Source organism: Microbacterium lacusdiani, assembly GCF_054779895.1.
The window spans coordinates 1-24,896 of record NZ_BAAGXJ010000028.1 but is presented as its reverse complement, the minus strand read 5'-3'; the positions used below and the strand labels follow the sequence as shown (position 1 = coordinate 24,896).

Genomic DNA, 24,896 nt, shown 5'->3' with positions numbered 1-24,896 from the left:
TCGTGGTCAAGTTCCTGTCGTTCGGCGAGGACGCGCGCCGCATCGCCGAGGCCGACTCCGTCGCCGTGATCGGGCTCGGCCGCTTCGGGTCGTCGCTGGCGCTCGAGCTGATGGCCTCGGGCACCGAGGTGCTCGGCATCGACTCCGACGAGGAGCTCGTGCAGTCGCTCAACGGCGAGCTCACCCAGGTGGTGCGCGCCGACTCGACGAAGCTCGAGGTGCTGCAGCAGCTCGCCATCGGCGACTTCGACCGCGTCGTGGTCGCGATCGGCACCGACATCAAGGCGTCCATCCTGACCGCCTCCCTGCTGCTGCAGATGCAGGTGCCGGTGATCTGGGCCAAGGCCGTCGACGAGCAGCATGGGCTCATCCTCGAGCAGCTCGGCGTGCACAAGGTGGTCTACCCCGAGAAGGACATGGGCCGCCGGGTCGCGCACCTGGTGCGCGGCGCCGCGGCGGACTACCTCGAGATCGATCCGGGCTATGCGATCGTCAAGACCGTTGCGCCGTCGCACCTGCACGGCATCACCCTCACGGAGGGAGGGGTGCGCGCCAAGCACGGCGTGACGATCGCGGCATACAAGCCCGGCCGCGGCGAGTGGCGCAACGCCGAGGCCGACACCGTGCTGCGCGACGGCGACGTGGTGCTGGTCGTGGGTCCGACCAACCGGGTCGAGGCGTTCGCGCAGCTGCGGTGAGGGGAGCTGTCAGCGGTCGAGGGCTGCGAAGCGCTCCACGTCGACGTTGGTGCCCGACACGATGATCAGGTCATGGTTGGTGACGACCGTCGTGGCCTCCGCATAGCGGAACGGCTTGCCGGGGCTCTTCACGCCCACGACCGTGACGTTGTACTTCGACCGCACGCCCGACTCGTTCAGGCCGATGCCGCGCACGAACTTCGGCGGGTACATCTTCGCGAGCACGAAGTCGTCGTCGAAGCGGATGAAGTCGAGCATCCGGCCGCTCACGAGGTGCGCGACGCGCTCGCCCGCCTCGCGCTCGGGGTAGATCACGTGGTTCGCGCCGACGCGGGCGAGGATCTTGCCGTGCGACTGCGAGACCGCCTTCGCCCAGATCTGCGGCACCTTGAGGTCGACGAGGTTCGCCGTGATCAGGACGGACGCCTCGATCGAGGAGCCGACCGCCACGACCGCGACCTGGAAGTCCTGCGCGCCGATCTGCTTGAGCGCGTCGATGTTGCGCGCGTCGGCCTGGACCGTGTGGGTCACGCGCTCTGACCACTTCTGCACGAGGCCGAGGTCCTCGTCGATCGCGAGCACGTCGCGATCCAGTCGGTCGAGCTCGCCGGCGCACGCGGCGCCGAAGCGCCCGAGTCCGATCACGAGCACGGGCGCGTCGCTGCGGATCTGCTCAACCAACGATCGGCCTCTCGACGGGCAGCGCGTAGAGCTGCGAGCGGGACGTCGCGGCGACCGCCGCGGCGAGAGTGACTGTACCAACGCGCCCCATGAAGATCGTCAGGGCCAGCACGTACAGCGCGGAGTCCGGCAGCTCGGCCGTGAGTCCCGTCGAGAGGCCCACGGTCGCGAACCCCGAGATCACGTCGAACAGCACCTCGGCGATCGGCGCCTTCGTGATCTGAGCGATGACGATCGTCGCGAGCGCGACGATCGTCGCGCCCCACGCGAGGACCGCGACCGCGACGCGCTGCACGTCGCTCGGGATCCGTCGGCCGAACGCCTCGACGCTCGAGCGGCCCTTCGCCTCCGACCACACGGCCAGCGCCAGCACCGCGAGCGTCGTGACCTTGATGCCGCCGCCCGTCGACGCGGAGCCGCCGCCCACGAACATCAGCATCGAGCCGACCACCAGGGAAGAGCCGTTGAGCTCCCCGATGTCGATCACGGAGAACCCGCCCGAACGCGTCATCGCCGAGAGGAAGAATGCCTGGAACGTCGTGTCCCACGCGTCGCGCGTGCCGAACGTGCCGGGGTTCTCGTACTCGAGGGCGAGGAAGGCGGCCGCGCCGAGCACGAACAGGATGACCGTGGTCACGAGCGTCAGCTTGGCGTGCAGCGGCCAGCGGCCGGGAGCGGTCAGCTGCTTGGAGAGCGCGTAGATCACCGGGAAGCCGATGCTCCCGAGGAAGACTCCCGCCATCAGCACCGTCATGAAGAAGTAGTCGTACTGGAATGCCTCCAGGCCGCGGTCGTTGAGCGTGAACCCGGTGTTCGTGAACGCCATGGCCGCGTACTCGGGTGCGATCCACAGTGCGTCCATCCAGCCGTAGCCCGCGCGGACGATCGGCAGGTAGAGGAGCACCGCGACTGCGGCCTCGATGATGATCGTCGAGAGAGCGACGGTCCGGAGCAGCTGGCCGACCTCGCCGAGCCGCACGGCCTGGCTCTCGCTCACGGGCCCGCCGTGGGAGCGCAGCGGGTTCGTATCGCCGGCCGCGATGAGCTTGGCCCGCAGGCCCAGCCTCTTGGACACGATGAGCCCCAGCATGGAGGCGAGCGTCAGCGCGCCCATCCCGCCGATGTTGACACCGACGAAGATCACGACCTTGCCGAACACCGACCAGTGCGCGGCCATGTCGACCGTCGTGAGGCCGGTCACGCAGATGGTCGACACGGCGGTGAAGAGCGCATCCGCGAACCGGGTCCGCTCACCCGCAGCCGCCGCGATCGGCAGCGACAGCAGGCCCGTGAAGATCAGGATGAGCGAGACGAACACGAGGATCGCGAACCGCGACGGCGACGACGTCGCGAAGTCTCGGAAGAAGTCGCCGACGCGATCCCAGAAGCGGTTCCATGCCTCGCGGGGCACGGACGACGCGATCGCCGTCATCGTCTGCCCCCTCGATCCCGAATCCGACCCCGGCCTGCCGGGACTGTGACATGGTACTCCGGTGCCTGCGCGGCTACCCTAGCCACATGGCGGACATCTTCGACGTGATCGCGGACGGCACGAGGCGCGAGATCCTGCAGCTGCTGCTGAGCCGATCGTCGGAGGGGGATGCAGGCACGAGCGTGTCGCAGATCGTCGCCGCGCTCGGCGTCAGCCAGCCCACGGTCTCGAAGCACCTCAAGGTGCTGCGCGAGGCCGAGCTCGTGTCCGTGCGCGAGGAGGGCCAGCACCGCTACTACAGCCTGTCGCCCGCGCCGCTCGAGGCCGTCGACGACTGGCTCGTCCCCTTCTTCGTCGAGGAGGGCGACTACGAGGACGTCGTCGACTTCAGCGCGCACCAGCTGCCCGAGCCCGCCGCCCGCGCCGCCGAGGCCGTCGGCCGCGCCGCCGCGTCGGCGAAGGTCGTCGTGCAGTCCGCGCTCAAGCGCCTCGGGGCATAGATCCCGGGCTCTCATGCCATCGGGAGAGCGCACCGCACTCGGGGGAGGCGGTGCGCTCTCGTTCTGCGCGCGCGTCGGAATATGACGAGCCTGTGAAGTCCTGGCCGACCGCGTCGGATCGTGGGCAGAATGGCGAGAGTGACGACTGACTCGGGATTCACGACCGTCCGCGCGCGGACGTCGGCTGGGTGCGCGACCTGTACCCGCCGGTCGGCACCCTGCTGGCCACGGTCGTCGCGCGCATCCTGCCGCTCGGCGCGCTCGGGCTGAGCCTGCTGGGCGCGCTGGCCGCGGGCTTCTTCCTGCAGAAGATCGCCGAGGCCATGGTGCAGCGCGGGCTCGCGCTGCCCACCCGCGTGCTGTTCCTGCTCGCGATCGCGTTCAACCCGTTCGGCGTCCAGCTGATCACGCGCGACTCGCTGCTGTTCCTCAGCATCGGCTTCTTCGCGCTCGGGGTGGGGGAGACCGTGCGGTTCCTCTACTGGGCGTCGACGCGCGACGGCTTCCGGGCCGGGATCCTGCTGATGATGGCGGCGCTGACGGATCCGCTGGGCGTCGCGCTCGTGGCGATCGCCGGCATCGCCGCGATGTTCTATCTGCCCGACGATCTGGAGCGGCCGGGCCGGCGACGGGCCAGCGTGCTGGTGGCGACGTTCCCCACGATCGGCGCGTTCGCGACGTTCGCGTTCCTGCAGTGGGCCTTCGGCGGGCTCACGGCCGCCGACGTCGCCGCGGTGCTCGACGGCGCCGGCGACCGCATGCGGGAGGTCGTCGCGGACCTGACCGGCCCGCAGGGACTCCTGCTGATGATCGGGCTCGTCTTCGCGTGGGTGCTGGCGATCACGCACGGGCGGGCCAGGTCCATCGTCTTCAGCGTGGTGGCGATCGTCGTGCACTACGTCGCGATCGTGCTGGGGTGGGCGAGGACCCGACGGACGGCGGCATCTGGCTCATGCTGCTCACGCTCGTGGTGATGTTCGTGCGGCCCGCGCCGGACGCGCTGGGCCGCGTGATGACGACCGTCGTCGCCGCGGCCGCGATCCCGCTCGTGTGGGCCGCATCGCTCTCGAATCCCGTGATCTTGGCCTGGCTCGAGGCGCTCCGAGGACTCGTCCGCTGAGCCGCGGGCGCCTCGCCAACCGTCACACGGGTCACAGGGGCACCTCGGGTTTACACCAGACCCGGGATGCCCCTAAAGTGAACGTCAGTTGAAGAGGGGGAGGCTCCGTGCCCGAGATGCCGGATGTGCGGTTCCTGACCGTCGCCGAGGTCGCCGAGATCATGCGCGTGTCGAAGATGACGGTCTACCGGCTCGTCCATTCGGGCGAGCTCCCCGCCGTGCGCTTCGGCCGGAGCTACCGCGTGCCCGAGTCGGCCGTGACGGCCGCCCTGCAGCGTCCCATCGCCGACGCGGGCTGACGCCCGCAGGGCGCGCTCGCCGCATACGGTAAGCTGTCCCGAAGGCACGCTTCTGCTGTGCCCGTTCCCGGACGCCGCGGCTCGGCGTCCAACCCCCTGACATTGTGAGGTTTCCGTGGGTTCTGTCATCAAGAAGCGCCGCAAGCGCATGGCGAAGAAGAAGCACCGCAAGCTGCTTCGCAAGACTCGCCACCAGCGTCGCAACAAGAAGTAAGCGACTGCAACCACTGACGCCGGTCCCGTTTCGGGCCGGCGTTTCTGGTTTCCCGGGCGCCGGATCACCGCAGTCTGATCCGGCCGGACGCCCCGGCCCCGTGCGGCGTCGATAATGGACGCATGAACGAGATCTCGGTCCAGGAGCTCCACGACCGCAAGGACGTCCCGCTGGTGGACGTGCGCGAGGTGCACGAGTACGAGGCCGGTCACGTGCCCGGCGCCGTGAACATCCCCATGTCGCAGCTGGGCGAGCGGATCGGGGACCTCCCGGCCGAGCCCTTCGACGTGATCTGCGAACTCGGCGGCCGCTCCGGTCGCGTGGTCGAGGCGCTCAGCGAGCGCGGCTACGAGGTCACCAACGTCGCGGGCGGCACGAGCGCCTGGCGCGAGGCCGGCTACCCGGTCGAGCTCTGAGCCCCGCTCACGTGACGACGCTCACGCTGATCGGCAAGCCCGACTGCCACCTGTGCGACGTCGCGCGCGAGGTGGTCGATCAGGTGCTGGCCGACCTCCCCGATCCCGTCGCCGACGCCGTCGAGGTGCGCGAGGCGTCCATCCAGGACGACCCCGCTCTGTACGACCTGTGGTGGGAGAAGATCCCGGTCGTGCTGATCGACGACCGCCTGCACGGCCACTGGCGCGTCGCGCCCGAGCGCCTGCGCGCCGCGCTGATCGACGCCGTCCCGACCGCCTGACCCACGACCCTCTTCCCCGAAGGATTCCCGGATGCTCCGCCACATCGTCATGTTCCAGCTGACCGCCACCGACCCCGCCGAGAAGGACGCGCAGGTCGCCGAGGCCAAGGCGCAGCTGGAGGCGCTCGTCGGCGTCGTGCCCGGCCTGCGCGCCATGGACGTGTCGCGCAACGTCGCGTTCGAGGGTCAGAACATGGACTTCGCGCTCGTCGCCGACTTCGACGACCTCGCCGCGCTCGAGGCGTACGGCACGCACCCGGCCCACGTGAAGGCGGCCGAGTACATCGGCACCATCCGATCGGGGCGCGCGGCGATCGACGTCGAGATCTGACGCCGGCTCAGCCCAGCAGCCCGCCCCACACCGCGCGGGCACCCGATTCGCCCGCGAGCACCACGGCCACGACCACGCCGACTGCGACGACCAGGACCGCGGCGCCGATCCCGAGCGTGATCGCCCGCGCGGCGCCGTCTCGCCGGATGCGGTCGCGACCCCGGCGGAACCACGCCCACTGACCCGCCGCCACGACGGGCAGCGCGAGCGCCCAGGGCTGAACGGCGCGTCCGCGCGCCTCGTGCGCCTGCACATCCGGGAGCGGGCCGACGACGGCCGCCAGCGCCTCCCCGGCCGCGATCGTGAAGGGCACGAGCGCCGCGACCGCGACCGCCGCGATCAGCGGCACGAGGCCCAGCCGCCGCCGCGCGGCCGGCCACAGCTGCGCGAGGATCAGCGCGAGCGCCGTCAGCGGGATCAGCACCACGACGAGGTGCACCACGAGCGGGTGCGCCGGGAGCCCCTGGATCTCCATGCCGGGACCACGCGACCGGGTGTCGCGCGGTTCACGCAGTGACCACAATGAACCTGACGGGCGCCGGCGACGTGTGCACGGCATGGACGATCGGCCCCGAGGGCGGAGCGCGTGGCCGATGACGGCGCAGCCGAGGCGGGCGGACCGCGGCCGGGACGCGGCCCTGCGGGAGCTGCACGACCGCCACGCGGGCGCGATCTGGCGGTACGTCGTGGCCCTGACCGGCCGTCCGGCCGACGCGGACGACGTCGTGCAGGAGACGCTCCTGCGGGCCTGGCGCACGCCCGGCATCCTCGACGAGGACCCGGATCAGCTGAGCGGCTGGCTGTTCACGGTCGCGCGGCACCTCGTGATCGACCAGGCGCGCAGCGCGCGCCGCCGGCACGAGCAGACCCAGGACGAGCCGGCCGACGAGGCCGTCGAGGACCGCACGGAGGAGCTGCTGGACGCGATCCTGCTGCAGGACGCGCTCGCGTCGCTGCACGAGCACCACCGGGAGGTCATCGTGCGTGCGTACTTCGGCGGGCGGAGCACCGCGGAGCTCGCGCGCGAGCTGCAGATCGCCGAGGGGACGGTGAAGTCGCGGCTGCACTACGGGCTGCGCGCGCTGCGGCTGGCGTTCCAGGAGAGGGGCGTGACGCGATGAGCGACCACGACGCGCTCGCCGAATGGGACGCCGCGTACGTGCTCGGCGCTCTGACTCCCGCCGACCGGCGCCGGTTCGAGGCGCACCTCGAGGAGTGCGCGCGGTGCCGCGCAGCCGTCGGGGAGCTCGTGCCCATACCCGGCCTTCTGGCACGGGCGGGCGCACCCGACGCCGCGCCGCCCGCCCCTCCCGCCGACCTCCTCGATCGCATGCGGGAGCGGGAGCGGCGCCGCGTGCGCGGCGTCCGCGCGCGGATCGCCGGATGGGCGGCGGCCGCCGCGGTCGCGCTCGCACTCGCGATCGGGGTGCCCGCGGCGATGGAGGCGCCGGACGAGCCGGACGTCACGGTCGCCCTGGAGTCGGCCGCGATGTCGGTCGAGGTCGGGCTCGAGCCCGTCGCGTGGGGCACGCGGCTGGTCATCCGGTGCGAGTACCCGGACGCCGGATACGGCTATGGCGCCGGCGCCGGCTACGCGCTCGTCGTGACCGACGTGGACGGGCGCTCGGAGCAGGTGTCCACGTGGGGCGCGATGCCGGGCCGCGCGGTCGAGCTCGAGGCCGCGACCTCGCTCCCGGTCGAGCGGATCGCGAGCCTGGCCGTCCGCGCGGAGGGCGGCGACATCCTGATGAGCGTCCCGGTTCCGCGCGAGGGGTGAACGCCGGGGACCCCGCGGCTCGTGTTCCCGTCGGACCGTCTTCGCGGCCCGCGACCCCGAGGGGTCGACTCCGACCAGGGGAGCACATCATGAGGACGAGGTTCAGCCGCCGCGCCGCGGCGGTGCTGCTGGGCGCGACGGCGCTCGCGACCGCGCTGGCCGGATGCGGCGGTGGCACGGGCGACGGGCCGATGTCGCCCGGGACGGATCCGTACGGCTCCGACGGCGGCGAGACCGGCACGATGGGCGCGGTGTCGCTCACCACCGCCGAGACCGACCTCGGCACGATCGTCGTGGACGGCGACGGCAAGGTCGTCTACCAGTTCGACAGCGACGAGCAGGGTGCGGGCGTCTCGACGTGCGAGGGCCAGTGCCTGGAGAACTGGCCGCCCGTGCCCGGCGGCGAGGACGTCGAGGCCGAGGGCGTGACCGGCGAGGTCGGCACCATCACCGGCGTCGACGGCGAGCCGCAGCTCACCCTGAACGGCTGGCCGCTGTACTACTTCGCGGGCGATCAGGCGGCCGGCGATACGAACGGCCAGGGCGTCGACGAGGTCTGGTGGGTCCTCGATCCCGCGGGCGAGCCCATCCGGGACTGACCGCGGTCAGTCCCGGGGGGCTCAGGCCTCGGCGGGCTCAGGCACGGCGTCCACGCCGGCCTCGGCGCGCTGCTGCGGCGTGATCGGCGCGGGCGCCTCCGTGAGCGGGTCGAAGCCGCCGCCCGACTTCGGGAACGCGATGACCTCGCGGATCGAGTCGGTCTTGGTCAGGTGCTGCAGCACGCGGTCCATGCCGAGCGCGATGCCGCCGTGCGGCGGGGCGCCGAACTTGAAGGCCTCGAGCAGGAAGCCGAACTTCTCCTGCGCCTGCTCCTCGTCGATGCCAATCACCTTGAAGACGCGCTTCTGCACGTCCTCGCGGTGGATGCGGATGGATCCGCCGCCGAGCTCCGAGCCGTTGCAGACGATGTCGTACGCGTAGGCGAGAGCCGATCCGGGGTCCGTGTCGAACGTGTCCTCGAACTCGGGCTTGGGGCCCGTGAACGCGTGGTGCACGGCCGTCCACTCGCCGGCGCCGACCGCGACGTCGCCCGATGCGACAGCGTCGCCCGCGGGCTCGAACATCGGGGCGTCGACGACCCACGTGAACGCGAAGGTGTCGGGGTCCATCAGGCCCAGGCGGCGGCCGATCTCGACGCGCGCGGCGCCGAGCAGCGCGCGCGAGGCCTTGGTCGTGCCGGCCGCGAAGAACGCGCAGTCGCCGGGCTGGGCGCCCACGAGCTCGGCCAGGCCCGCCTGCTCGGCCTCGGACAGGTTCTTGGCGACCGGGCCGCCGAGCGTGCCGTCCTCGTTGAACAGGACGTACGCGAGGCCGCGGGCGCCGCGCTGCTTGGCCCACTCCTGCCACGCGTCGAGCGTCTTGCGAGGCTGGCTCGCGCCGCCCGGCATCAGCACCGCGCCGACGTACTCGGACTGGAAGACGCGGAACGGGGTGTCGGTGAAGTACTCGGTCGCCTCGACCAGCTCCAGGCCGAAGCGCAGGTCGGGCTTGTCCGAGCCGTACTTCGCCATGGCGTCCGCGTACGTGATGCGGGGGAGCGGGGTCTGCACCTCGACGCCGATCGTGGCCCACATGGCCCGGATGACGTCCTCCATCATCTCGATGACGTCCTCCTGGTCCACGAAGCTCATCTCGATGTCGAGCTGCGTGAACTCGGGCTGACGGTCGGCGCGGAAGTCCTCGTCGCGGTAGCAGCGCGCGATCTGGAAGTACTTCTCGACGCCGCCCACCATGAGCAGCTGCTTGAACAGCTGGGGGCTCTGCGGCAGCGCGTACCAGCTGCCCGGGTGCAGGCGCGCCGGCACCAGGAAGTCGCGGGCGCCCTCGGGCGTCGAGCGGGTCAGGGTCGGGGTCTCGACCTCGACGAACTCGCGGGCGTGCAGGACGTCGCGGATGGCCTTGTACACCTGCGAGCGCAGGCGGATCGCGTGCGCCGGGCCCTGGCGGCGCAGGTCGAGGTAGCGGTGCTTGAGGCGCGCCTCCTCGCCGATCGGGTCGGCGTCGGCCAGGCCGCTCGAGACCTGGAACGGCAGCGGCGCGGACTCGTTGAGCACCTCGACGTCGCTCGCGATGAGCTCGATCTCGCCGGTCGGCAGGTTCGGGTTCTCGTTGCCCGCGGGGCGCTTCGACACCTCGCCGGTGACCTTCAGCACGAACTCGCTGCGCAGCGGATGCGCCACGGACTCGTCGCGGATCACGACCTGCGAGATGCCCGACGCGTCGCGCAGATCGATGAACGCCACCCCGCCGTGATCGCGTCGGCGGTCGACCCAGCCCGTGAGGGTGACGGTCTGACCGATGTGCTCGGCTCGCAGCGAGCCGGCGGTGTGGGTGCGAAGCACTTCAGGATCCTCCTGGGGCGTGACGGAACCCGACAAGTCTAGGCGGTGCGGTTTTCCGCGGCGGATCGCGGCGGTTCGGGACAGCCGGAAGCGGATCCGGGGGCCCGCACCCAGGATCCGGACACCTCCGCTCGATAGCGTCAGAGGGATCGTGCCCCGACCGGAGGATGCCGCCACATGATGACGACGACCGAGACCACGACCGACGGCTCCTGGCTGGGGTCGCTCGTCGACTTCGTCGTCTCCCTGATGGACGTGATCGGCCCCTACGGCGCCGGCGTCGCGATCGCAGCCGAGAACCTGTTCCCGCCGCTGCCCAGCGAGGCCATCCTGCCGATGGCGGGCCTGGCGGCGTCCCGGGGCTCGTTCGCGCTGTGGGAGGCCATCCTGTGGACCACGGTCGGATCGATCGTGGGCGCGCTCGTGCTCTACGGCATCGGCGCGTGGTTCGGCCTCGAGCGCCTGCGCCGGATCGCCGACCGCCTCCCGCTCATGAAGGTCGAGGACGTCGACCGCACGGTGGCGTGGTTCCACCGCCACGGCGGGGCCGCGGTGTTCTTCGGCCGGTTCATCCCGATCTTCCGCAGCCTGATCTCCATCCCGGCCGGCGTCGTGCACATGCCGCTGTGGCGCTTCGTGCTCTTCACGGGCGCGGGCAGCCTGATCTGGAACACGATCTTCATCCTGGTCGGCTGGTACCTCGGCGAGGCCTGGCACATCGTCGAGCAGTACATGGACGTGTTCCAGAACATCGTGATCGCGGTCGTGATCGTGGCCGTGGCCTGGTTCGTCGTGGCCCGCGTCCGCGCGCTGCGCGCCGAGAACCGCGCCGACTGACCTGCCGTTGCCCCGAGTCGCCGCCACGTGGCGACAACTCGGGGCAAGCCCTTTCAGTCGGCGGTGAGCGCCGCGGCGATGCGCTCGACGGCCTCGACGCCCTCGCGCATGCGCCACTGCGCCGGGTCGTCGGTGCTCGTCGTCGTGACCACGATGCGGTAGCCGGGGAGCCAGGACTCGAGCTCGAGGCCCGTGGGCACGTACGCGCCGACCACGAATCCGCCGGCGCCGTCCAGGATGTCCGAGCGCTGCACGCCGCCCAGCTCCGTCTTCTCGGCCTCGGAGCGGCGCTGCGCGACCTCCTCGGCGTCGGCGCTCTCGCGCGACACCCACACCTGCACGCGGGACCGGATGCCCGGGTCGGTGACGGCCTTGCCGCGCTCGCTCGCCCAGCCGCACGCCACGCGGCCGGTGCCCGAGGCGGTGATGCCGCGCAGGCCGTGGAAGCCCTCGGCCAGCGGAGCCGCGAGCTCGTAGATGTCGTCGCACGACAGCAGCGAGAGCCCGAGGCCGGCGAGCGCGTCGACCGCGAGGCGGGCGGCCTCCGGATCCGCCCACTGGTCGGGCAGCTGCGCCGCGAAGCGGGCGCGGTCGTCGGGGGAGCAGGATGCGAAGGGCGCGACCGCCGCGACCGTCGCCGTCGGCCATCCGGGGTGGGTCGCGAGCGAGCCGTCGGTGCCCGCGAACTCCGGCGCACCCGCCAGGTTCGCGAAGAGCGCGGCGGCATCCGCCTCGGCGTCGTCGCACGTCGGCTCCCACGCGCCGAGCACGGCCGGGTCGGATCCGCCCAGCACGGTCCAGGATGCGCCGCCCGCAGGCGCCGCGGCGGCCGCCACGAGCGCCTCCGAGCGCGCCTCCGCCAGCTCCTCGAAGGCGCCGGATGCGCCGATGCGCGCCGCGGCCTCGGCCGCGCGGCGGCCCTGTACCTCGGCCGCGGTCGAGGCCTCGCCCGCACCCGGCACCTGCTGCGCGCACGTCGTGAGCGCGGCGCCCAGCGCCGCGACCGCCGACGCGTCCTGCACCTCCCCGCCCCCGGCGGTGGCGCAGCGGAACAGGTGGGACAGCAGGCCCGTCGTGGACGCGTCCGGGACCTCGCCCAGCGAGACGCGTCGCGCGAACGCGGCGAGCAGATCCAGCGCAGCCGTGCGGACGTCCACGCGCGCGACCGCGCGGTGCGCGCCGCCGTCGGGCTCGCTCAGGCCCACGTCGACGCCGCCGCCCGGAGGCAGCAGCGCGGTGCGCTCGTCGTCCACCAGGGTCGCGGCCAGCGCCCAGAACCGCGATCCGCCGCGCTCGCGCGTGACCCAGTCGAAGGCGGCCTCGCCCGTGAGCGTGAGCGCCCGCGGCACGTCGTCCCGGCTCCGCGTGCGCACCGTCAGCACATCCGACCGGTGGGTCTCGACGCAGGCAGTGATCGCCGACTCGGGGCGCTCGGCATCCGGATCGGCGTAGGTCGCGACCCAGCCGGGCAGCTCGGCGTCGCCGCACGCGGGCAGGTCCGCCGCGGGAGTCGGCGCCGTGGCGTTCTGCACGGAGGCCGCGGCCCACGCGACGGTCCCCGGCTGCGTGATCCCGGCGGTCAGGCGGCCGCCCTCGACCACGGCGCCGGGCTCGGGCGCCCACACGCGCAGGTCGGGATCCCAGCGCACGAGCGACGCGCTCGCCGCGGCCTCGGCCGGCAGGGTCGACAGATCCCACGTGACGGTGATCGGATCGGCGAAGGCGCCGGCCGACTCCAGCCGGACGGGCGTGCCGAAGACCTCGCGCGCGATCCCGGAGTCGGCCTCGCCGATCCGTGCGCCGACCGTGACGTTGGCGACGTTCGTGCGCACGGCGCCGCCGGGCACGTCGATCGCGACGCCGGCCGCGCTCCAGCGCGCGCCCTCGGCGTCGACCTGCGTCGTGCGCGCGTCGGCGAAGGACGGGGCCGGGTCGCGCTGCGCTTCGCCCTCGGAGGGCTCCGCGACGCACGCGGTGAGGGACAGCGCCACGGCGGCCGCGATCGCGCCCGCCGCGAGGCGGCGACCGATCCGGCGCGGGCGACTGATCACGCGCCCACGGTATCCGGGGTGCCCGGGGTGGGCCCGGCGGCGCTCCGGCGCACGTCGGAGAGGGCCGCGCGCGGCTTCCGTAGGATGGGGCACGTGACGGCCGAACGGATCCACCTCGTGCGTCACGGCGAGGTCTACAACCCCGATCGCGTGCTCTACGAGCGGCTGCCCGGCTTCCGCCTGAGCGACGACGGGCGCCGGATGGCGCGCGCGGCGGCGGAGCACATCCTGTCGCTCGACCGGCCGGTCTCGGCGCTGCTGAGCTCGCCCCTGCAGCGCACGCAGGAGTCCTCGGAGCCGCTCGCCGAGCTGCTGGGGCTCGAGGTGCGGCTCGAGGAGCGCGTGATCGAGCCGACCAACGTCTTCGCGGGCATGCGGATGAGCCGCGCGCTGCGCAAGCCGTGGAACTGGCACCACCTGCGCCGCCCGTCGCTCCCCAGCTGGGGTGAGCCGTACTCCCAGGTCGTCGACCGGATGCACGCGGCGCTCGACGAGGCGTGGCACGGCACGGACTCGGGCGACGTCGTGATCGTCTCGCACCAGGCGCCCATCTGGCTCACGCACCTCTCGGTCGCCGGACTGCCTCTGCCGCATGACCCGCGCACCCGCCGCTGCGCGCTCTCGAGCGTCACGTCGTTCGAGCGCCACGGCGACGTCTGGCGCGAGGTCGCGTACGCCGAGCCCGCCCCGCTGCAGGACGCGGTCGACGTCGGCGCGGTCTGAATGCTGGCGCCGCGTGAGCGGCGCCGATAGCGTCGGGCCATGACGCGAATGATCCGGCTCGCGGCGGTCGTTGCGATCGTCTCCAGCGCACTCGCCCTCGCGGGATGCATGGCGGAGCCGCGCGGTCCGTTCTCTGCTCCGCCGACCGGTGACGTGCTGCCGGAGGTCGTCGACACGGCCGGGCTCCTGCCCGACTCGGTGCGGCACCTCGGTGAGGACGCCGACGGCAACCAGTACTACGCGGCGGAGTCGGAGGACCGCACCGCGCCCGACTGCCTGATCATCTACATCTCGGACGAGGAGTGGGTGCGCGCGTGCAGCAGCCTGCCGGTGAAGGCGGGCATCGCGGGATTGAGCGCGACGCTGCACTACGCCGCGCTGACGGACGTGCCCGAGGACAAGCGGGTCGGCGACTTCGTCGAGCTCGGGTGAGGCTCGCCCCACGTTTCGACTCCGGCGCTGGCGCGCCTCCGCTCAACGACCACGGGGAAGATGCCGGTCGTCGAGCGGAGCGAAGCGGAGTCGAAACGGGCTGAGCCGCTTTCGGCTGGCGCACAGCCGCCGCATAACCGCGAACGTAGGATTGGGGGCGTGCCTTTCGTCCCCGTTCTGAGCGTCTCGCCCCGCGTGCGCGGTGCGCGCCGGGTGGTCGCGGGGCTGGCCGTCGCCGGGCTCGCGTTCGCGCTCGCCGCGTGCGCTCCGGATCCCGTGAGCGAGCAGTACCTGAACGGCGCGAACACCGGTTACGTCGCCGGAGAATTCGCCGTGACCTCGATCGATGAGGCCGACCGCGGCGAGCCCGTGGAGTGGGCGGGCGTCACCGAGACCGGGGAGCCGCTGTCGAGCGACGACACCGCGGGCGAGGTCACCGTCGTCAACTTCTGGTACGCCCAGTGCGACCCGTGCCGCGCCGAGGCCGCCGACCTCGAGTCCGTGTGGCAGGAGTACCAGGCCGAGGGCGTGCGCTTCGTGGGCATCAACACCCGCGATCAGGCCGACCAGGCGATCTCGTTCGCCGAGAAGCACGGCGTCACGTACCCCAGCATCATCGACGTGCACGACGGCGCCGTGAAGCTCGCGTTCGTCGCGGCCACGCCCGTCAACGCCACGCCCGTCACGCTCGTGCTCGACCGCGAGGGCCGCGTCGCCGCGCGCATCATCGGCCAGCTGGAGGGCGCCTCGATCCTGTCGACCCTCGTGCGGGAGACGCTGGAGGAGAGCGCGTGACCTCCACGACGGGCCGCGGATGAACCCGGGCTCCGTCGTCTTCGACGGCGCGCTGTGGGCGGCGATCCCGATCGCGCTTCTGGCGGGCCTGATCTCGTTCCTCTCGCCGTGCGTGCTGCCGCTCGTGCCGGGCTACCTCGGCTTCATCGGCGGCGCCGTCTCGCCCAAGGGCACCGAGGCGCCCGCCGGACGCGGCCGGCTGCTGGGCGGCGTGCTGCTGTTCATCGCCGGGTTCACGCTCGTGTTCGTCACGATCATCGTGCTCGGCGGCATCGCGGGCGGCGCGACGCAGCGGTTCTCGCTGCTCTACGGCGACGCGATCACGCGCGTGCTCGGCGTCCTGATCATCCTGCTGGGCCTCGTCTTCATCGGCTTCTTCGGCTTCGCGCAGCGCACGGCCAAGCTCCACCTGAAGGGCGACCTGGGGCTCGTCGGGGCGCCACTGCTCGGCGTCGCCCTGGGCCTCGGCTGGGCGCCCTGCATCGGCCCGACCCTGACCGCGATCCTCGCGATCTCGTACGACCAGGGCGACGCCGGCCGCGCGACCCTGCTGGGGCTGGCGTACTCGCTCGGCCTCGGCATCCCGTTCCTGCTGGTCGCGCTCGGCTTCGGCTGGGCCACCCGGTCGCTCGCGTTCCTGCGCCGCCACGTGCGCGTCGTCAACATCGTCGGCGGCGTGCTGCTGGTCATCCTGGGCGTGCTCATGGTGACCGGCGTGTGGACCATGATCATGAACCGCCTGCAGGGGGTGTTCGCGAATGTCCCGCTCCCTCTCTGACCAGACCGACGCCCGGAAGGCCGCGCGGGACGGATCCGAGCCCCTGCGCCCGTCGGACCACGTCGAGAGCGACGCCGACTCCGGCGTGAACCAGCCGGCGCTCGGCGTCGTCGGATGGCTGCGCTGGGGCTGGCGGCAGCTCACCAGCATGCGCACCGCGCTCGTCCTCCTGCTGCTGCTCGCGATCGCGGCCGTGCCCGGGTCGATTTTCCCCCAGCGGATGGCCAACCCCAACGGCGTGAGGCAGTGGGAGCGGGAGAACCCCGACCTGTTCCCGATCCTCGACGCCATGCAGATGTTCGACGTCTACGTGTCGGCCTGGTTCTCCGCGATCTACCTGCTGCTGTTCGTCTCGCTCGTGGGCTGCATCCTGCCGCGCACCAAGCACCACTGGAAGGCGATGCGCTCGCGCCCGCCGCGCACGCCGGCGCGGCTCGCGCGCCTCGACGACCACCTCGAGGACCGGATCGCCGGCGACGCGGACGACGCGGCCCACGCGGTCGACCTGGCCGAGGCGCAGCTGCGCTCGAGCGGCTACCGGGTCGAGCGCTACGACGGGCGAGGCGCGTTCTCGGTCTCGGCCGAGCGCGGCTACCTGCGCGAGACCGGCAACCTCGTGTTCCACGCGTCCCTCGTCGGCGTGCTGGTGTCGGTCGGGGTGGGCGGGGGCTTCGCGTACACGGGCCAGCAGGTGATCATCGAGGGCCAGTCCGTGGTCAACTCGCTGGTCGACTACTCGTCCATGAACCGCGGCCGCTTCGTGGGTGACGACGCCCTGACGCCGTACGCCATGCGCCTGGACTCGTTCGACGTCACGTACCAGCCCATCGGCACCAGCGGCGCGGGCCAGGCGGGCGACTTCCAGGCGAACGTCACGGTCGTCGAGCCGGGTGGCGCCGAGCGCCAGGAGGCCGTCCGCGTCAACCACCCGCTCGACGTCGCGGGCGACCGGGTCTACCTGCTGGGCAACGGCTACGCGCCGACCATCACGGTCAAGGCGCCCGACGGCACCACGGTCTACAGCGAGCCCGTGCCGTTCCTGCCGCAGGACGCCAACATGACCTCGCTCGGCGTCGTGAAGATCCCCGACGGCCTGCCGGAGCAGGTCGGCATGATCGGCTTCTTCTACCCGACCCAGATGCAGCTCGCGAGCGGCGCTTTCTCGTCCGGATTCGGCGAGCTGCTCAACCCCGTGCTGACCCTGAACGTGTACGTCGGCGACCTCGGGGTCGACGACGGCGTGCCCAGCTCGGTGTACGAGCTCGACCCGAGCGGCATGGAGCAGATCGCCGGCCCGGAGGCTGACGTCGACTCGCTCGAGCTCGCGCCCGGGGAGACCGTCGAGCTGCCGAACGGCCTCGGCACGGTCACGTTCGAGGACGAGACCCCGGCGGATGCCGACCGCTCGCAGGTGGGCCTCACCGAATCGGTCAAGCGCTTCGTGTCGCTGCAGACGCACCACGACGGGTCCGCGATCTTCGTGCTGGCGTTCGCGGTGCTCGCGATGCTCGGCCTGCTCACCGCGCTGTTCGTGCCGCGCCGCCGCGTCTGGGTCAAGGCGACCGCGGACGACGCGGGCATCCGGCTCGAGTACGCGGCGCTCGCGCGCGGCGAGGATCCGACGCTCGCGACCGCGATCGCGGACCTGCGCACCAAGCACCGCGCCGCGCTCGGCGCCGACGACGCGTAGGCGTCAGCCTTTCCGCAGATCCTGGGCCAGCATCACGAGGATGCCGCTCGGGCCTCGCAGGTAGGTCAGCCGGTAGAGGTCCCGATACGTGGCCACGCCCCGCAGCGGGTGGCATCCGTGCCGCGCGGCGATCTCGAGCGACGCGTCGAGGTCGTCCACCGAGAACGCGACGCGATGCATCCCGATCTCGTTGGGGCGCGTCGGCTCGGTCTCGATCGCCTCGGGATGCAGGTATTCGAAGAGCTCCAGGCGCCCCTGGCCGTCGGGGGTCGCCAGCATCACGATGCGCGCGTGGTTGCCGTCCAGCCCGACGGCCGTGTCGGTCCATTCACCGCTGACCGTGTCGCGTCCGACGACCTCCAGGCCCAGGTCCGTGAAGAAGGCGATCGCCTCCTCCAGATCCCGGACGGCGATGCCGACGTTCTCGAGCGCGATGGCCATGCCCGCACGCTACCGGGGCCCGGGCCCCGCGGACAGGGCCCGCCCACAGAGAGCGCGAAGCGGGCACTCGTAGAATCGGGCTCATGCACCCTGACGCGCTCTCGCTGGACGAGATCTCGGTTCTTCTGATCTGGACGGCGATCTCGGTCTACGCCCTCGCGTTCGTCGCGTACGCGTTCGACCTGGCGCGCCGCTCGCAGCTCTCGCTCGAGCGTCAGGATGCCGCGCGCGAGCGCGTGCTGGTCGGGGCCGGATCGGGGACCACCGTGAACGGCGTCGCGCAGGACGCGCCCGCCGCCGCGAAGCCGCGCATGGTCATGGGCCGGATCGGCACCTCGCTCACGGTGCTCGGCTTCCTGTTCCACCTCGGCGGCACGGTGCTGCGGGGGATCGCGGCGGGACGCGTGCCGTGGTCGAACATGTACGAGTTCGCGATGACCGGCACCCTGCTCATCACGGCCGTGTACCTGGGCGTGCTGTTCTGGCGCGACCTGCGCTTCCTCGGCACCTTCATGGTGGGGCTCGTCACGGTGCTGCTGGGGGCGGCGACCCTGTCGTTCTACGTGCAGATCGTGCCGCTCATGGATCCGCTCAAGTCGGTGTGGCTCGTCATCCACGTGTTCGTCGCGTCGCTCGCCACGGCCTTCCTCGCCCTCGCGTTCGGGCTCTCGGTGCTGCAGCTGCTGCAGGCCCGCCGCGAGCGGATCGCGCTCGAGGCGGAGGACGCCGAGCCCCAGCGCTCGTTCCTGCGCACGCTCCCCAGCGCCGAGGCGCTCGAGGGGATGGCCTACCGCTTCGCCATCATCGGCTTCATCTTCTGGACGTTCACCCTCATCGCCGGCTCCATCTGGGCGCAGGACGCGTGGGGCCGCTACTGGGGCTTCGACACTAAGGAAGTCTGGACCTTCATCATCTGGGTGCTCTACGCCGGCTACATCCACGCCCGCGCGACGCGCGGCTGGCGCGGCACCCGCTCGGCCTGGCTCTCGATCGTCGGCTTCACCGCCGTGATCTTCAACTTCACGATCGTGAACATGTTCTTCGAGGGCCTGCACGCGTACAGCGGCCTGAGCTGAGAAGGACTTCTTCTTCAGAAGCGATCGCACGCTGCGGGGCCGCAAGCGGCACCTGTTCGGCAGCGCTTCGCGCTGCGTTCGGCCGCTTCGCGCTGCGTTCGGCCGCTTCGCGGCACGCTCGCTGGGTCCCCGGCGCCGAGGCTCCGTCCGTCGCGAATGCGACGGATGGAGAAGCGCACGGGGACGCTCGCACGACGGTAGATGACCGGTTTCGTGTCGGTCGTTGAGCGGAGCGAAGCGGAGTCGAAACGGGCTGAGGTGACCCGGCCGGTCGGGGAGGCTCGGCCACGTTTCGACTCCGGCTCGTTCCTCGCCTCCGCTCAACGACCATGGGGTTGCTGCTGGTCGTCGCGCGACCGCGCGCAAAACAACATCTGTGTTTCTGTGGGATTGTGTTGTAGTCTGTGGGCATCCGAAGGAGGGTGCCATGTACGCGACGGAGCGACGAGAGCTCATCGAGCAGGTGCTGCGGGACGAGGCGCGCGTCGCCGTCGCCGACCTCGCGGAGCGGCTCGACGTCACGACCGAGACCGTGCGCCGCGACCTCGCGCTGCTGGAGCGCGCCGGCGTCCTGCGCCGCGTGCACGGCGGGGCCGTCGCCGCCGACCGGGGGAGCGCCGCCGAGGCCGACCTGCGCGAGCGCGCCGGACAGCGCGGCCCCGCCAAGCACGCGATCGCCCGCCGGGCCGTCGAGGCGCTGGCGGACGACTTCCGCGGATCCGTGCTCCTGGACGCGGGCACCACGACCGGCGCGGTCGCCGAGCTGCTGTCCGACCGGCTCGCCGGCCCCGACGCCCAGGTCGTGACCCACTCCGCCGTGCTCGCCGCGCTGCTCACCACGCGCGGAGGCGTGCCCCTCACCACGATCGGCGGGCGCGTGCGCGGAATCACCGGCGCCGCGGTGGGCGCGGGAACCGTGCAGGCCATCGAGTCGATGCGCCCCGACATCGCGTTCGTGGGCACGAACGGGCTGAGCGCCGCCTTCGGGGCGAGCACCCCCGACCCGGACGAGGCCGACGTCAAGCGGGCGATCGTCCGCTCCGCGCGGCGGGTGGTGCTGCTCGCGGACGCGTCCAAGTTCGGCGACGAGTCGCTGCAGCGGTTCGCGCGCCTGGACGAGATCGATCTGCTGGTGACCGACCGCGCGCCCTCCGGCGCGCTCGCCGCGGCCCTCGAGGACGCCGACGTGGAGGTGTGGATCGCATGATCGTCACCCTGACCGCCAACCCGTCGCTCGACCGCACGATCCAGCTGGCCGGTCCGCTCGAGCCGGGGGCCGTGCAGGCCGCGGAGTCGTCGAGCGTTGATCCGGCCGGCAAGGGCGTGAACGTGTCGCGCGTGGTCGTCGCCTCCGGCGCCGAGACGCTCGCGGTGCTGCCGCTCGCGGACGACGACCCCTACGGCGAGCACACCGCGGGGCTCCCCGTGCGCGCGGTGCCGATCGAGGGGCACGCCCGCTCCAACATCACGCTCACGTCGCCCGACGGCGAGACCACCAAGATCAACCTGCCGGGCGCCGGGCTCGCGCCGGCCGAGGCGGCCGCCCTGATCGACGCGGTCGTCGAGGCGGCCGACGGCGCGCGCTGGCTCGCCCTGTGCGGCTCGCTCCCGCCGGGCGTCGCCGCCGACTTCTACGTCGAGGTCATCCAGGCCGTGCGGACGCGCGCCGCCCGCGCACCGCGCATCGCGGTCGACACGTCAGGCCCGGCCCTCGCCGAGGTGCTGGCGCGCGGCGGCGTCGACCTCATCAAGCCCAACGACGAGGAGCTCGTCGACGCCGTGGTACGCCTGGGTCTCGCGACCTCGAGCGAGGCGGACCAGGACACCGTCGCGGACGCCGTCCGGCTCGCCTCGGCCCTCGTGCCGCATCGCGTCGGCGCGGTCCTCGTCACGCTCGGCGGCGACGGCGCGGTGCTCGTGGACGCCGAGGGCGCCCACCACGCCGCGGCGCCGCCCACCGATGTGCGCAGCACGGTCGGAGCGGGCGACAGCGCCCTCGCCGGCTTCCTGCTCGCCGACCTCGCCGGAGAGGACGCCGACGGCCGGCTGCGCGCAGCCATCCGATACGGCTCCGCCACGGCCGCCCTTCCCGGCACGCGCATCGCGACGCCTGCCGACCTGCCCGGCGGGGACATCCCCGTCCGGAGGCTTCCCTGACCCGCGGCTCGCCGCATCCACCCCCACCCGATCCACCCGCCGCCTCGCGGCGCACCACGGACGCTCAGCCTCGAGGAGGAGACCATGTCCACCATCACCCCCCAGCTCGTGAGCCTCGATGAGGACCTCGGCCCGGACAAGCAGGCGGTGCTCCGCGCCCTGTCGCAGCGCTTCGTCGCGCAGGACCGCGCGACGGACGCCGAACAGCTCTTCGCCGCCGCCTGGGCCCGCGAGGAGCAGGACGCCACGGGCCTGCCCGGCGGCATCGCGATCCCGCACGCCAAGAGCGCGGCCGTGTCGCAGGCGTCGCTGGCGTTCGCCCGCCTGAACCCGCCGGTCGACTTCGGCGCCGAGGACGAGCCGAGCGACATCGTGTTCATGATCGCCGCGCCCGACACCGCGGCCGAGGAGCACCTCGCGGTGCTCTCGTCGCTCGCGCGCAACCTGATGGACGAGGAGTTCCTCGCCGCGCTGCGTTCGGCCGCGACGCCGGATGAGGTGGTCGGCATCGTGCGCCGCGCGATCGGCGAGGAAGAGGCGGCCGAGGCGTCGGCGTCCGTCGATCCGGCTCCGGCTCCGGCCGCGGCCGCCGCCGGCGACGCGATCCTGGTCGACGGCCGCCCCGCGCGGATCGTCGCGGTCACGGCCTGCGCGACGGGCATCGCCCACACCTACATGGCGGCCGACGGACTGGCCGCCGCCGCGCGCAAGGCCGGCGTCGAGCTCCACGTCGAGACCCAGGGCTCCAGCGGCTACACCCCGATCCCGGCCGACACGATCGCCTCGGCCGACGCCGTCGTGTTCGCGGTCGACGTCGACGTGCGGGAGCCGCAGCGGTTCGCGGGCAAGCCCGTCATCCGGCGCACGGTCAAGGCGGGCATCGAGAAGCCGGCGGAGCTGCTCGCGCTCGCGGCGGCCGCCGCGAAGGATCCGTCCGCCGAGCGGGTGAGCGGCACGGCCGAGACGGCCGCCGCGGCCAGCGCGCCGGTGGAGTCGTTCGGCGCGCGCATCAAGCGCATCCTGCTGACGGGCGTCTCGTACATGATCCCGTTCGTCGCGGGCGGCGGTCTGCTGATCGCGCTCGGGTTCCTGCTCGGCGGCTTCGACATCAACGAGTCGGCCAACGCGATCGTGCTCGAGAACGCCCTGTGGAACCTGCCCGAGGGCGGGCTGCTGCAGTACCTCGGCGCCGTGTTCTTCACGATCGGCGGCGTCTCGATGGGCTTCCTCGTGGCGGCGCTGGCGGGGTACATCGCATTCGCGATCGCCGACCGGCCCGGCATCGCTCCCGGCTTCGTGGCCGGCTCGGTCGCGGTCCTGATGAGCGCGGGCTTCCTCGGCGGCATCGTCGGCGGACTGCTCGCGGGTCTCGTGGCGTGGTGGCTCGGCCGCTTCGACGTGCCGCGCTGGCTGCGCGGCCTGATGCCGGTCGTGATCATCCCGCTGGTCGGCTCGATCGTGGCTTCGGGTCTGATGATCCTGTTCCTCGGCTGGCCGATCGCGGCGCTCATGACCGCCATGACCGACGGCCTGAACAACCTCGCCGACAGCGGCCTCATCGTGGTCGTGGGCGTGCTGCTGGGCCTCATGATGTGCTTCGACCTGGGTGGCCCGGTCAACAAGGTCGCGTACGCGTTCGCCGTGGCGGGCCTCGGCGCCGCGGCGGCCGACAACACGGTGCCGTACCTGATCATGGCCACCGTGATGGCGGCGGGCATGGTGCCCCCGCTCGCGATGGCGCTCGCCTCGACCGTGCTGGCGCGCGGCTCGTTCACGCCGGTCGAGCAGGAGAACGGCAAGGCCGCGTGGCTGCTCGGCGCGTCGTTCATCTCGGAGGGCGCGATCCCGTTCGCCGCGGCCGACCCGCTGCGCGTCATCCCGGCGTCGATGCTCGGCGGCGCGGTCACGGGCGCCCTGACCATGCTGCTGGGAGTCGGATCGCGCGCTCCGCACGGAGGCGTGTTCGTGTTCTTCGCGATCGATCCGATCTGGGGCTTCCTGCTCGCGATCGCCGTGGGCACCGTCGTGTCGGCCCTCGCGGTCGTGGCGCTCAAGAAGTACGCGCACCGTCGCACCGCGGCGCCCCCTGTGGCCGTCGCCGCCTGATCCCGATGCCCGAACGGCCCGGCCCTCGTCTCGAGGACCGGGCCGTTCCGGCGTCGTGGCGACCCGACCGGCTTCGACTGGTCTTCGGCGGCGAGACTGGTCTCGGCTGGACCAGTCTCGTCGCCCGGGACCAGTCGAAGCGCAGGGGGACGACCCCCGCGGCATCAGGCGGGCTGGGCCAGCAGCGCCTGGGCGGGGATCGTGCGGCGGCGCGCCACGGCCAGCGTCGTGGCGATGAACGCGAGCGCGGCCCACACCAGCAGCGCGGTCACCGCGGCGCCGGTGCCGCCCGCGTCCGTGACCGCGCCGAGGAGCGCGCGGTACGCGGGGGCGGTGGGCAGGATGTCCGCCAGCTCGCCGAGCCATCCCGGCATGGTCGAGACCACGCCGGTCGCGATCGCGATCGCGCCGATCAGCGCCGCGACCCAGCGACCCGCGCCGCCGAGCACGGCCACGAGCGCCTGGTGCACGGCCGCGAATGCGACGCCGATCAGGGCGCACAGCGCGAACAGCGCCGCCGCCGTCCCGCCGTCGTAGCCGCTGACCGCCTGGATGACCGCGGCCACGAGCAGGCCCTGCACCGCGCCGACCAGCGCGGCCGGCAGCAGCGCGCCGCCCGCGAGCAGCGCGGACGCGCGGCGCGACGTCAGGGCCCGCGCCGTGACGGAGCGCATCACGACGAAGGTCGCGAGACCGCCGAACCACAGCACGACCGCGGCGAGCAGCGGCACGGCCGACGACCCGAACATGGTCAGGCCGTCGCCGGACGTCGCCGACACCGGATCCGCGAGCACGGTCGCGAGGTCGTCCGCCTCGTCGTCGCTGTACGACGGGATCTGCTCGGTCGCACGGCCGAGGCCGTCCGCCAGCGAGCGCGTGCCCTCCGAGAGCTCGCCGATGCCGTCGCCGAGCTGCGTCGTGCCGGTCGCCAGCTGCCCGGCGCCGTCCGAGAGCCGCGTGGCGCCCGACGCGAGCTCGCTCGTCCCGGTCGCGAGGCCGCCCGCACCCGTGGCGAGCTGCGCCGCGCCGGTCGACAGCTCGCCCGCGCCGCCCGCGAGCTGCGATGCCCCGGCCGACAGCCGGTCGGCGCCTCCCGCCAGCTCCTCGAGCCCGGCCGTGAGCTGGGTCGCCCCGGCCGCCGCGCCGTCGGCGCCGGTCGCGAGGGCGCCGAGGCCGCCGGCGAGCTCCGTCGCGCCGCCCGACGCCGCGCGCAGCTGGGCCGCGAGCTCCGTGGGCAGCTGGGTCGCGAGCTGCTCCAGCCCGCCGGACGTCCCCGACGCGGCGGCGTCGGCCGTGCGCGCGGCCTGCGTGATCGCGGCGAGCTGCGCGCAGAACTCGGCGCCCGCCCCCGAGGCCGCGCAGGATGCGCTCAGCCCGTCGAGTCCGTCCGCGACGCCCGCGGCCGCCTGCGCCGCGCCGGCCGCGGCGCCCGTGAGCTCGGCCGGAACGACCCCGTTCCGCTCGATCGCGTCGGCGCCCGCGCCCAGCTCGGACGCCAGCGTCTGCGCCCCGGACGTCGCGCCGTGCAGACCGGGCGCGAGACCCGGGTTCGCGGCGGTGCCGTCGCCCGCGAGGCCGGTGGAGAGCTGCCGGGCGCCGTCCGAGAGCTGCCGGGCGCCGCCCGCGAGGTCGGCCGCGCCGCCCGCGACGCCTTGCGCG

28 protein-coding genes and 1 pseudogene are annotated in these 24,896 nt (G+C 72.8%); 22 read left to right on the top strand and 7 right to left on the bottom strand.

Annotated elements, in window-relative coordinates; genetic code table 11:
* The first annotated feature begins 2 nt into the window (after window positions 1-2).
* Complete coding sequence (locus ACYVGN_RS12230; protein ID WP_460791085.1) at window positions 3-698, top strand: potassium channel family protein; 696 nt, start codon at window positions 3-5, stop codon at window positions 696-698.
* Between the two features lie 9 nt (window positions 699-707).
* Here ACYVGN_RS12230 and ACYVGN_RS12225 read toward each other — a convergent pair whose 3' ends face one another.
* Together ACYVGN_RS12225 and ACYVGN_RS12220 are read right to left on the bottom strand one after the other, a co-directional pair.
* Window positions 708-1,379, bottom strand: coding sequence for a potassium channel family protein (locus ACYVGN_RS12225; protein ID WP_055992931.1), 672 nt, complete (start codon window positions 1,377-1,379; stop codon window positions 708-710).
* A complete protein-coding gene (locus ACYVGN_RS12220) occupies window positions 1,372-2,811 on the bottom strand; it encodes a TrkH family potassium uptake protein (RefSeq protein ID WP_460791083.1) in 1,440 nt (479 codons plus the stop codon). Before ACYVGN_RS12220 ends, ACYVGN_RS12225 begins: the two co-directional genes overlap by 8 nt.
* Before the next feature lie 86 nt (window positions 2,812-2,897).
* Between ACYVGN_RS12220 and ACYVGN_RS12215 the strand changes: the two genes are divergently transcribed.
* From ACYVGN_RS12215 to ACYVGN_RS12180, 8 genes are all read left to right on the top strand, one after another.
* Entirely contained in the window at window positions 2,898-3,311 is a 414-nt protein-coding gene (locus ACYVGN_RS12215) for an ArsR/SmtB family transcription factor (protein WP_460791081.1), read from the top strand.
* A 188-nt stretch (window positions 3,312-3,499) separates the two neighbouring features.
* Window positions 3,500-4,285, top strand: a complete 786-nt coding sequence (locus ACYVGN_RS12210) for a hypothetical protein (protein ID WP_460791079.1) — start codon at window positions 3,500-3,502, stop codon at window positions 4,283-4,285.
* Window positions 4,264-4,431 (top strand): hypothetical protein, encoded by a 168-nt coding sequence (locus ACYVGN_RS12205; protein ID WP_460791077.1) that lies wholly within the window; start codon window positions 4,264-4,266, stop codon window positions 4,429-4,431. Before ACYVGN_RS12210 ends, ACYVGN_RS12205 begins: the two co-directional genes overlap by 22 nt.
* A gap of 107 nt (window positions 4,432-4,538) precedes the next feature.
* A complete protein-coding gene (locus ACYVGN_RS12200; protein WP_055992940.1) occupies window positions 4,539-4,730 on the top strand; it encodes a helix-turn-helix domain-containing protein in 192 nt (63 codons plus the stop codon).
* Between the two features lie 115 nt (window positions 4,731-4,845).
* Window positions 4,846-4,944: a 30S ribosomal protein bS22 gene (locus ACYVGN_RS12195; protein ID WP_003792170.1), complete on the top strand. Its 99-nt coding sequence runs from the start codon at window positions 4,846-4,848 to the stop codon at window positions 4,942-4,944.
* Between the two features lie 122 nt (window positions 4,945-5,066).
* Window positions 5,067-5,360: a rhodanese-like domain-containing protein gene (locus tag ACYVGN_RS12190; RefSeq protein WP_055992946.1), complete on the top strand. Its 294-nt coding sequence runs from the start codon at window positions 5,067-5,069 to the stop codon at window positions 5,358-5,360.
* Window positions 5,361-5,371: 11 nt separating this feature from the next.
* On the top strand, window positions 5,372-5,641 hold the full coding sequence (locus ACYVGN_RS12185; protein ID WP_134745823.1) for a glutaredoxin family protein: 270 nt from the start codon (window positions 5,372-5,374) through the stop codon (window positions 5,639-5,641).
* A 31-nt stretch (window positions 5,642-5,672) separates the two neighbouring features.
* The gene (locus ACYVGN_RS12180; RefSeq protein ID WP_055992952.1) at window positions 5,673-5,972 is read left to right on the top strand and encodes a Dabb family protein; all 300 of its coding nucleotides are present in this window, start codon (window positions 5,673-5,675) and stop codon (window positions 5,970-5,972) included.
* Window positions 5,973-5,979: 7 nt separating this feature from the next.
* On the opposite strand, the gene ACYVGN_RS12175 is transcribed toward ACYVGN_RS12180, so the two are convergent.
* Window positions 5,980-6,447 carry a DUF2231 domain-containing protein gene (locus tag ACYVGN_RS12175; protein WP_134745824.1) on the bottom strand — a complete coding sequence of 156 codons (468 nt, stop codon included), beginning with the start codon at window positions 6,445-6,447 and terminating at the stop codon, window positions 5,980-5,982.
* Window positions 6,448-6,565: 118 nt separating this feature from the next.
* Between ACYVGN_RS12175 and ACYVGN_RS12170 the strand changes: the two genes are divergently transcribed.
* From ACYVGN_RS12170 to ACYVGN_RS12160, 3 genes are all read left to right on the top strand, one after another.
* A complete protein-coding gene (locus tag ACYVGN_RS12170; RefSeq protein ID WP_134745825.1) occupies window positions 6,566-7,093 on the top strand; it encodes a sigma-70 family RNA polymerase sigma factor in 528 nt (175 codons plus the stop codon).
* Window positions 7,090-7,749, top strand: coding sequence for a zf-HC2 domain-containing protein (locus tag ACYVGN_RS12165; RefSeq protein ID WP_460791073.1), 660 nt, complete (start codon window positions 7,090-7,092; stop codon window positions 7,747-7,749). The genes ACYVGN_RS12170 and ACYVGN_RS12165 overlap by 4 nt, the downstream gene beginning before the upstream one ends.
* Window positions 7,750-7,838: 89 nt before the next feature.
* Window positions 7,839-8,348 (top strand): COG4315 family predicted lipoprotein, encoded by a 510-nt coding sequence (locus ACYVGN_RS12160; RefSeq protein ID WP_460791071.1) that lies wholly within the window; start codon window positions 7,839-7,841, stop codon window positions 8,346-8,348.
* Between the two features lie 21 nt (window positions 8,349-8,369).
* Here ACYVGN_RS12160 and aspS read toward each other — a convergent pair whose 3' ends face one another.
* On the bottom strand, window positions 8,370-10,151 hold the full coding sequence (gene aspS, locus ACYVGN_RS12155; RefSeq protein ID WP_460791070.1) for an aspartate--tRNA ligase: 1,782 nt from the start codon (window positions 10,149-10,151) through the stop codon (window positions 8,370-8,372).
* 177 nt (window positions 10,152-10,328) lie between these two features.
* On the opposite strand from aspS, the gene ACYVGN_RS12150 reads away from it, so the two are divergent.
* Entirely contained in the window at window positions 10,329-10,988 is a 660-nt protein-coding gene (locus tag ACYVGN_RS12150; RefSeq protein ID WP_460791069.1) for a DedA family protein, read from the top strand.
* 53 nt (window positions 10,989-11,041) lie between these two features.
* Here ACYVGN_RS12150 and ACYVGN_RS12145 read toward each other — a convergent pair whose 3' ends face one another.
* The gene (locus ACYVGN_RS12145) at window positions 11,042-13,039 is read right to left on the bottom strand and encodes a hypothetical protein (RefSeq protein WP_460791067.1); all 1,998 of its coding nucleotides are present in this window, start codon (window positions 13,037-13,039) and stop codon (window positions 11,042-11,044) included.
* Window positions 13,040-13,132: 93 nt separating this feature from the next.
* On the opposite strand from ACYVGN_RS12145, the gene ACYVGN_RS12140 reads away from it, so the two are divergent.
* The 5 genes from ACYVGN_RS12140 to resB all read left to right on the top strand — a co-directional run bounded on the left by ACYVGN_RS12140 (window position 13,133) and on the right by resB (window position 17,457).
* Window positions 13,133-13,762: a histidine phosphatase family protein gene (locus ACYVGN_RS12140; protein ID WP_134745830.1), complete on the top strand. Its 630-nt coding sequence runs from the start codon at window positions 13,133-13,135 to the stop codon at window positions 13,760-13,762.
* A gap of 39 nt (window positions 13,763-13,801) precedes the next feature.
* The gene (locus tag ACYVGN_RS12135) at window positions 13,802-14,194 is read left to right on the top strand and encodes a hypothetical protein (RefSeq protein WP_460791065.1); all 393 of its coding nucleotides are present in this window, start codon (window positions 13,802-13,804) and stop codon (window positions 14,192-14,194) included.
* Between the two features lie 159 nt (window positions 14,195-14,353).
* The gene (locus tag ACYVGN_RS12130; protein WP_460791064.1) at window positions 14,354-14,989 is read left to right on the top strand and encodes a TlpA family protein disulfide reductase; all 636 of its coding nucleotides are present in this window, start codon (window positions 14,354-14,356) and stop codon (window positions 14,987-14,989) included.
* 19 nt (window positions 14,990-15,008) lie between these two features.
* Entirely contained in the window at window positions 15,009-15,767 is a 759-nt protein-coding gene (locus ACYVGN_RS12125; RefSeq protein ID WP_134745832.1) for a cytochrome c biogenesis CcdA family protein, read from the top strand.
* Window positions 15,748-17,457, top strand: a complete 1,710-nt coding sequence (gene resB, locus ACYVGN_RS12120; RefSeq protein ID WP_460791062.1) for a cytochrome c biogenesis protein ResB — start codon at window positions 15,748-15,750, stop codon at window positions 17,455-17,457. The genes ACYVGN_RS12125 and resB overlap by 20 nt, the downstream gene beginning before the upstream one ends.
* 3 nt (window positions 17,458-17,460) lie before the next feature.
* Here the strand turns inward: resB and ACYVGN_RS12115 are convergent, their stop codons facing one another.
* Window positions 17,461-17,898: a VOC family protein gene (locus tag ACYVGN_RS12115; protein WP_460791061.1), complete on the bottom strand. Its 438-nt coding sequence runs from the start codon at window positions 17,896-17,898 to the stop codon at window positions 17,461-17,463.
* Between the two features lie 83 nt (window positions 17,899-17,981).
* Here ACYVGN_RS12115 and ccsB point away from each other — a divergent pair, with 83 nt between their 5' ends.
* The 4 genes from ccsB to ACYVGN_RS12095 all read left to right on the top strand — a co-directional run bounded on the left by ccsB (window position 17,982) and on the right by ACYVGN_RS12095 (window position 23,237).
* Window positions 17,982-18,974 carry a c-type cytochrome biogenesis protein CcsB gene (ccsB, locus tag ACYVGN_RS12110; protein WP_460791059.1) on the top strand — a complete coding sequence of 331 codons (993 nt, stop codon included), beginning with the start codon at window positions 17,982-17,984 and terminating at the stop codon, window positions 18,972-18,974.
* 427 nt (window positions 18,975-19,401) lie between these two features.
* Window positions 19,402-20,181 carry a DeoR/GlpR family DNA-binding transcription regulator gene (locus tag ACYVGN_RS12105; RefSeq protein WP_460791058.1) on the top strand — a complete coding sequence of 260 codons (780 nt, stop codon included), beginning with the start codon at window positions 19,402-19,404 and terminating at the stop codon, window positions 20,179-20,181.
* Window positions 20,178-21,131 carry a 1-phosphofructokinase family hexose kinase gene (locus tag ACYVGN_RS12100; RefSeq protein ID WP_460791056.1) on the top strand — a complete coding sequence of 318 codons (954 nt, stop codon included), beginning with the start codon at window positions 20,178-20,180 and terminating at the stop codon, window positions 21,129-21,131. Before ACYVGN_RS12105 ends, ACYVGN_RS12100 begins: the two co-directional genes overlap by 4 nt.
* Before the next feature lie 84 nt (window positions 21,132-21,215).
* Window positions 21,216-23,237 (top strand): PTS fructose transporter subunit IIABC, encoded by a 2,022-nt coding sequence (locus ACYVGN_RS12095; RefSeq protein ID WP_460791054.1) that lies wholly within the window; start codon window positions 21,216-21,218, stop codon window positions 23,235-23,237.
* Between the two features lie 164 nt (window positions 23,238-23,401).
* Here the strand turns inward: ACYVGN_RS12095 and ACYVGN_RS12090 are convergent.
* Window positions 23,402-24,896: pseudogene (locus ACYVGN_RS12090) on the bottom strand (hypothetical protein); the annotation flags it as partial.